The sequence below is a fragment of the Saccharomonospora iraqiensis subsp. iraqiensis genome (assembly GCF_000430445.1).
Classification (GTDB): Bacteria; Actinomycetota; Actinomycetes; order Mycobacteriales; family Pseudonocardiaceae; genus Saccharomonospora; species Saccharomonospora iraqiensis.
In genome coordinates, this window is record NZ_KE387040.1 from 73,087 (window position 1) to 79,628 (window position 6,542).

Annotated in this window: 5 protein-coding genes; 3 read left to right on the top strand and 2 right to left on the bottom strand. The window is 70.9% G+C overall.

Translation table 11 applies throughout. From position 1 onward, the window contains the following. Both ilvD and ACTIR_RS0102355 read right to left on the bottom strand, forming a co-directional pair. Positions 1–1,797: dihydroxy-acid dehydratase (gene ilvD / locus ACTIR_RS0102350; protein WP_026453085.1), on the bottom strand; the 1,797-nt coding region annotated here is incomplete at its 3' end. Positions 1,798–1,839: 42 nt separating this feature from the next. Continuing rightward, positions 1,840–2,487, bottom strand: coding sequence for a PH domain-containing protein (locus tag ACTIR_RS0102355; RefSeq protein WP_324607085.1), 648 nt, complete (start codon positions 2,485–2,487; stop codon positions 1,840–1,842). A gap of 443 nt (positions 2,488–2,930) precedes the next feature. Here ACTIR_RS0102355 and ACTIR_RS0102360 point away from each other — a divergent pair, with 443 nt between their 5' ends. From ACTIR_RS0102360 to ilvC, 3 genes are all read left to right on the top strand, one after another. Next, a complete protein-coding gene (locus ACTIR_RS0102360) occupies positions 2,931–4,682 on the top strand; it encodes an acetolactate synthase large subunit (RefSeq protein WP_026453087.1) in 1,752 nt (583 codons plus the stop codon). 180 nt (positions 4,683–4,862) lie between these two features. After that, positions 4,863–5,369, top strand: coding sequence for an acetolactate synthase small subunit (gene ilvN / locus ACTIR_RS0102365; protein ID WP_007024732.1), 507 nt, complete (start codon positions 4,863–4,865; stop codon positions 5,367–5,369). Positions 5,370–5,434: 65 nt separating this feature from the next. Beyond that, positions 5,435–6,448 carry a ketol-acid reductoisomerase gene (gene ilvC / locus ACTIR_RS0102370; RefSeq protein ID WP_007024733.1) on the top strand — a complete coding sequence of 338 codons (1,014 nt, stop codon included), beginning with the start codon at positions 5,435–5,437 and terminating at the stop codon, positions 6,446–6,448. Positions 6,449–6,542: the final 94 nt, after the last annotated feature.

A 6,542-nucleotide genomic window follows, 5' to 3' on the forward strand; every position in this document is an offset into this window, starting at 1 on the left:
CCGGGCGTAGGCGCGCAGCGCGCCGGTGAGCGGCCGCTCCCGCCGGGCGGGCTGCCACGGCCGTTCCGCGGCCTCCATCTTCGCCCGCCGCTCGGCGAGCACCTCGTCGTCCACGAGCACCGAGAGCCTGCCCTCGTGCACGTCGATGAGGATCTCGTCGCCGTCCTCCACGAGCGCGATCGCCCCGCCCGCGGCGGCCTCGGGGGAGATGTGGCCGACCGACAGGCCGGAGGTCCCGCCGGAGAACCGCCCGTCGGTGATCAGCGCGCACTCCCGGCCCAGGCCCGCGCCCTTGAGGAAGGCGGTCGGGTGCAGCATCTCCTGCATCCCCGGCCCGCCGGACGGGCCCTCGTAGCGCACCACCACGACGTCGCCCGGCCGGATCTGCCGGTCCAGGATCGCCGAGACCGCCTCCTCCTGGCTCTCCACGACGCGGGCGGGCCCCCGGAACCGGAACAGTTCCTCGTCGATCCCCGCCGACTTGATGATCGCGCCGTTCTCGGCCAGATTGCCGCGCAGCACGGTGAGCCCGCCGCTGGCGGTGTAGGCGTGCGCGGCGTCCCGGATGCAGCCGTCCGCGGCGTCGGTGTCCAGCGACGACCACCGGTTCGTGGTGGAGAACGCCTCGGTCGTGCGCACCCCGCCGGGGGCGGCGTGGAACAGTTCCCGGGCACGCTCCGACGCGGTGCCGCTACGGACGTCCCACTCGGACAGCCACGCGGTCAGCGACGGCGCGTGGATCGCGTGCACGTCGGTGTGCAGGAAGCCGCCCCGGTGCAGCTCCCCGAGGATCGCCGGGATGCCACCGGCCCGGTGGACGTCCTCCATGTGGTAGTTCGAGTTCGGGGCCACCTTGGACAGACACGGCACCCGGCGGCCGATGTCCTCGATGTCGTCCAGGGTGAACGCGATCTCCCCCTCCCGTGCGGCCGCGAGGATGTGCAGCACGGTGTTCGTGGAGCCGCCCATCGCCATGTCCAGCGCCATCGCGTTGGCGAACGCGCGCTCGTTCGCGATCGAACGCGGGAGCGCCGTCTCGTCGTCGTCGCGGTACCAGCGCCGGGCCAGGTCCACCACGGTCGTGCCCGCGTCGGTGAACAGCTGCCTGCGCGCCGCGTGCGTCGCCAGCGTCGAGCCGTTCCCGGGCAGCGACAGCCCCAGCGCCTCGGTGAGACAGTTCATCGAGTTCGCTGTGAACATGCCCGAGCAGGACCCGCACGTCGGGCACGCCGAGCGCTCGACCTCGGACAGCCCCTCGTCGTCGACCTCGGAACTGGCCGACGCCGCGATCGTGGTGATCAGGTCCGTCGGCGCGTGGGCGACCCCGTCGACGACGACGGCCTTGCCCGCCTCCATCGGCCCGCCCGACACGAACACGGTGGGGATGTTCAGCCGCATCGCGGCGTTGAGCATGCCCGGCGTGATCTTGTCGCAGTTCGAGATGCACACCAGCGCGTCCGCCTGGTGGGCGTTGGTCATGTACTCCACCGAGTCGGCGATGATCTCCCGCGACGGCAGCGAGTACAGCATCCCGCTGTGCCCCATGGCGATGCCGTCGTCCACCGCGATGGTGTGGAACTCGCGGGGCACGCCGCCCGCCTCCCGCACGCCGTCGGCGACGACCTCCCCGAGGTCCTTGAGATGGACGTGCCCCGGGACGAACTGCGTGTACGAGTTGGCGATCGCGACGATGGGCTTGCCGAAGTCGCTGTCGGTCATGCCGGTCGCGCGCCACAGGGAGCGTGCTCCCGCGGCGTTGCGGCCGTGGGTCGTGGTACGGGAACGCAGTGCAGGCATGGGGCAGAGACTACGCCCGCCCCCGACCGGGTGACCGGACGGCTACCCGGCCGTATGGCCCCCGTCCTTCCCGTCGTCCCCGGTGGCGGTGTCGTCGTCCGGTGTCCCGGAGGGTGCGGTCACGTCGGTGCCGTCCGCATCGTGGGAGCCGGTCCCGTCCGTGCGGTCGAGCACACCGGAGGGATCCGGCAGCCGCCCCTCGCTCACCAGTGCCAGCACCGGCAGGTGGCGGGTGCGTACACCCGGCAGGGGGACGGTGGTGCCGTCGACCAGCACCGCACCGACCGAGGACTTCGGGGTGAGGGACAGGCCCCGGATCCCGTCCCACGGCAGCTCGCGGGTGCCCGACACGGTGCGGACGGACAGCCCCTCGCGGGTGGCGGTGGTGCGGTTGCGCACGACCCAGAGCCCCAGGCCGAGCGGGATCAGCAGCAACAGCTGGAGCCCCGGTAGGGCGAACGCGACCGGCAGCATGCCCACCAGCAGCAGGAACACCACCAGCAGCGCGGGCGCGGGCGTGCGGAAGACGGCGCGCCTGCCGGAGGCGCCTCCCGTGTCGGCGTCGGTGCCCCGGTCGGGGTCGGTGACCCCGTTCCCGTCCGGGGTCCGTGCCCCGTCCGTGGGTGGGAGGTCGTCCCGCCCGGCGACCGGTGTCTCGTCCTGGCCGTTGCTCGCCCGTTTCACCACCACACCCCGATGATGCCCCGCACAGCGGGCGACGGGCGAACCGGGGCGTCGGCGAATCCCGGTCGGTCCAGTATCCGGGATCACCGTCCCGCTCAGTTGACACTGATCTCCGGGGGCGATTAACGTCGACGCCGTGACACCGCAGCTCATTCTCGTACTTCCTTCGCGCGTCGCGTAGGGAGTCAGCTCTGCGTCGACGCGCGACCCTCGTGCGACCATCCGTGGTCGGCGGGGGTTTTTTCATGCGCGGCGGCGCCGGGACGCGGGAACGATCTCGGCACAGCCCGGAAAGCAGCACCGACAACACCCATCCACGACCCATGAGGCGAGAACCGATGACCAGCGCCACCTCGCGATCGGAACCGAACGCCGGGTCGACACCCTCCGCGGCGTCGCCCGGCCCGTCACCAGCACGACCGAAGCCCGGACCGCCCGCAGGCACGCCCGTGCGGCTGACCGGCGCGCAGTCGCTCGTGCGTTCGCTCGAATCGGTCGGTGTCGACGTGGTGTTCGGCATTCCGGGCGGCACCATCCTCCCCGCCTACGACCCGCTGCTGGACTCGACGAAGGTGCGCCACGTGCTGGTGCGGCACGAACAGGGCGCGGGCCACGCCGCGACCGGGTACGCCCAGGCCACCGGGGAGACCGGGGTGTGCATGGCCACGTCCGGACCCGGGGCGACCAACCTGGTGACGCCGCTGGCCGACGCGAACATGGACTCCGTGCCGGTGGTGGCCATCACGGGGCAGCAGACGCGCGCGCTGATCGGCACCGACGCCTTCCAGGAAGCCGACATCTGCGGCATCACGATGCCGATCACCAAGCACAACTTCCTGGTCACCGACCCCGCCGACATCCCGAAGGTGATCGCCGAGGCGTTCCACCTGGCCAACTCGGGCCGCCCCGGGCCGGTGCTGGTCGACATCCCGAAGGACGTGCTCCAGGAGACGACGTCGTTCGCCTGGCCGCCGGAGACCGGTCTGCCCGGCTACCGGCCGACCCTGCGCCCGCACGGCAAACAGGTGCGTGAGGCCGCGCGGCTGATGGCCCGGTCGCAGCGGCCGGTGTTCTACGTCGGTGGCGGGGTGCTCAAGGCGCGGGCCACCGGGAAGCTGCGCGAACTCGCGGAACTGACCGGCATCCCCGTGGTGACCACCCTCATGGCGCGGGGCGCGTTCCCCGACTCTCACCCCCAGCACCTCGGCATGCCGGGGATGCACGGCTCGGTGGCCGCCGTGGCGTCGATGCAGCGGGCGGATCTGATCGTCGCGCTCGGCGCGCGGTTCGACGACCGGGTGACCGGCAGGCTCGACTCGTTCGCGCCCGAGGCGACCGTGGTGCACGCGGACATCGACCCGGCGGAGATCTCGAAGAACCGCAAGGCCGACGTGCCGATCGTCGGCGACTGTGCGGAGATCATCGGCGACCTGGTGGAGGCGGTGCGGTCGGAGACCGGGGAGAACGGCTCCGAAGACCTCGGCCCGTGGTGGACCCAGCTCGACTCGTGGCGGAACACCTTCCCCGCCGGCTACGACTGGCCGGAGGACGGCACCCTGGCGCCGCAGTACGTCATCGAGCGGATCGGGGAGTTGGCCGGTCCGGACGCGATCTACGCGGCGGGGGTGGGCCAGCACCAGATGTGGGCGGCCCAGTTCATCGGTTACGAGCGGCCCGGCACCTGGATCAACTCGGGCGGGCTCGGCACGATGGGCTTCGCGGTGCCCGCCGCGATGGGCGCCCAGCTCGCGTACCCGGACCGGCAGGTCTGGGCCATCGACGGGGACGGCTGCTTCCAGATGACCAACCAGGAGCTGGCCACCTGCGCGATCGAGGGAATCCCGATCAAGGTCGCCGTCATCAACAACGGCAACCTCGGCATGGTGCGCCAGTGGCAGAATCTCTTCTACGCCGAGCGTTACTCGAACACCGACCTCGGCAGCCACCGGCACCGCATCCCCGACTTCGCCCTCATGGCGGAGGCCATGGGCTGTGCGGGACTCCGGTGCGAGACGAAGGACGGCGTGGACGAGGTGCTCGGCCGGGCGATGGAGATCAACGACCGCCCCGTCGTGATCGACTTCGTCGTCGGCAAGGACGCCCAGGTGTGGCCGATGGTGGCCGCGGGCACCGGGAACGACGAGATCATGGCCGCACGCGGCATCCGCCCGCTGTTCGACGACGACGAGGTCTCGCAATGAGCGCTGACGACCGGAGGGAGGAAGCGCTCAGATGGACACAGAGCGCTTGTGCCTCACGGGCGTTTCCGTGGACTGAGGAACGAAGGGAGCGGAAACGGCCGTGAGCGCTGACGACCGGAGGGAGGAAGCGCTCCCGTGGGCGTTTCCGTCGACTGAGGAACGAAGGGAGCGGAAACGCCGATGACCAACCATACTCTGAGCGTCCTGGTGGAGAATGTTCCCGGCGTGCTCGCGCGGGTGTCGGGGCTGTTCTCCCGCCGTGGCTTCAACATCGAGTCGCTGGCCGTGGGACCCACGGAGAACCCCGAGGTGTCCCGCATGACGATCGTGGTCGCCGTCGAGGAACTCCCGCTCGAACAGGTGACCAAGCAGCTCAACAAGCTCGTCAACGTCATCAAGATCGTCGAACTGGACCCGGACAGCTCCGTGCAGCGGGAACTGCTGCTGGTGAAGGTCCGGGCCGACGCCACCGTGCGCAGCCAGGTGCTGGAGACCGTGCAGCTGTTCCGCGCCAAGGTCGTCGACGTCTCCCCGGAGGCCGTCACGATCGAGGCCACCGGCACCAGCGACAAGATCAATGCGCTGCTGCGGATGCTCGAACCCTACGGGGTGCGCGAGCTGGTGCAGTCGGGCATGGTCGCCGTCGGGCGCGGTGCACGCTCCATCACGGCGGGCGCGACGCGCTGATCTCCGCGCGGGTACTCCGCCTCCGCCGCTTTTCCCGTCAACACCGAAAGGAAGTACCACCCCTCATGTCAGTCGAGATCTTCTACGAGGCCGACGCGGACCTCGGCATCATCCAGGGCCGCACCGTGGCCGTGATCGGCTACGGAAGCCAGGGCCACGCCCACGCCCTGAGCCTGCGGGACTCCGGTGTGGACGTCCGCATCGGCCTGCCCGAGGGGTCGAAGTCGCGCGCCAAGGCCGAGGAGGAGGGCCTGCGGGTGACCACACCCGCTGAGGCGGCCCGCGAGGCCGACCTCATCATGATCCTCACGCCGGACACCAAGCAGCGCGCGATCTACACCGAGGACATCGAGCCGAACCTGTCCGCGGGTGACGCGTTGTTCTTCGGGCACGGCTTCAACATCCGCTACGAGCTGATCAAGCCGCCCGCCGACGTGGACGTCGCGATGGTGGCGCCCAAGGGCCCGGGCCACCTGGTGCGCAGGCAGTTCCTCGACGGCAAGGGTGTGCCGTGCCTGATCGCCGTCGAGCAGGACCCGAGCGGCAACGGTCAGGCGCTCGCGCTGTCCTACGCCGCCGCGATCGGCGGCGCCCGTGCCGGCGTGATCAAGACGACGTTCACCGAGGAGACCGAGACGGACCTGTTCGGGGAGCAGTCGGTGCTGTGCGGCGGGACCTCCGCGCTCGTGCAGACCGGCTTCGAGGTGCTCACCGAGGCCGGGTACGCGCCGGAGATCGCCTACTTCGAGGTCCTGCACGAGCTGAAGCTCATCGTGGACCTGATGTACGAGGGCGGGATCGCGCGGATGCGGTACTCCATCTCCGACACCGCCGAGTACGGCGACCTCACCCGCGGTCCCCGCGTGATCGGGCCCGAGGTGAAGGAGAACATGAAGGCCGTGCTGGCCGAGATCCAGGACGGCACGTTCGCCCGCGAGTGGGTCGCCGAGGACGAGGCCGACCGGCCCAACTTCCGCAGGCTGCAGCAGCAGGGCGAGCAGCACCCGATCGAGGAGACCGGGACCAAGCTGCGCGGTCTCATGTCCTGGGTGGACCGGCCGATCACCGAGACGGCCTGACACCCGTTTCGACCGGCCCCGGCCCCGGTCCCACCGCGTCCGCCGCGCGTGGGGCCGGGGCCGTCGTCGTCCGGCGCCCCGGACCCGGACCGCG

Bases quoted from the DNA above. Each gene is read 5' to 3' on its own strand.
- ilvN (WP_007024732.1), top strand. From the start codon at position 4,863: ATGACCAACCATACTCTGAGCGTCCTGGTGGAGAATGTTCCCGGCGTG.
- ilvC (WP_007024733.1), top strand. From the start codon at position 5,435: ATGTCAGTCGAGATCTTCTACGAGGCCGACGCGGACCTCGGCATCATC.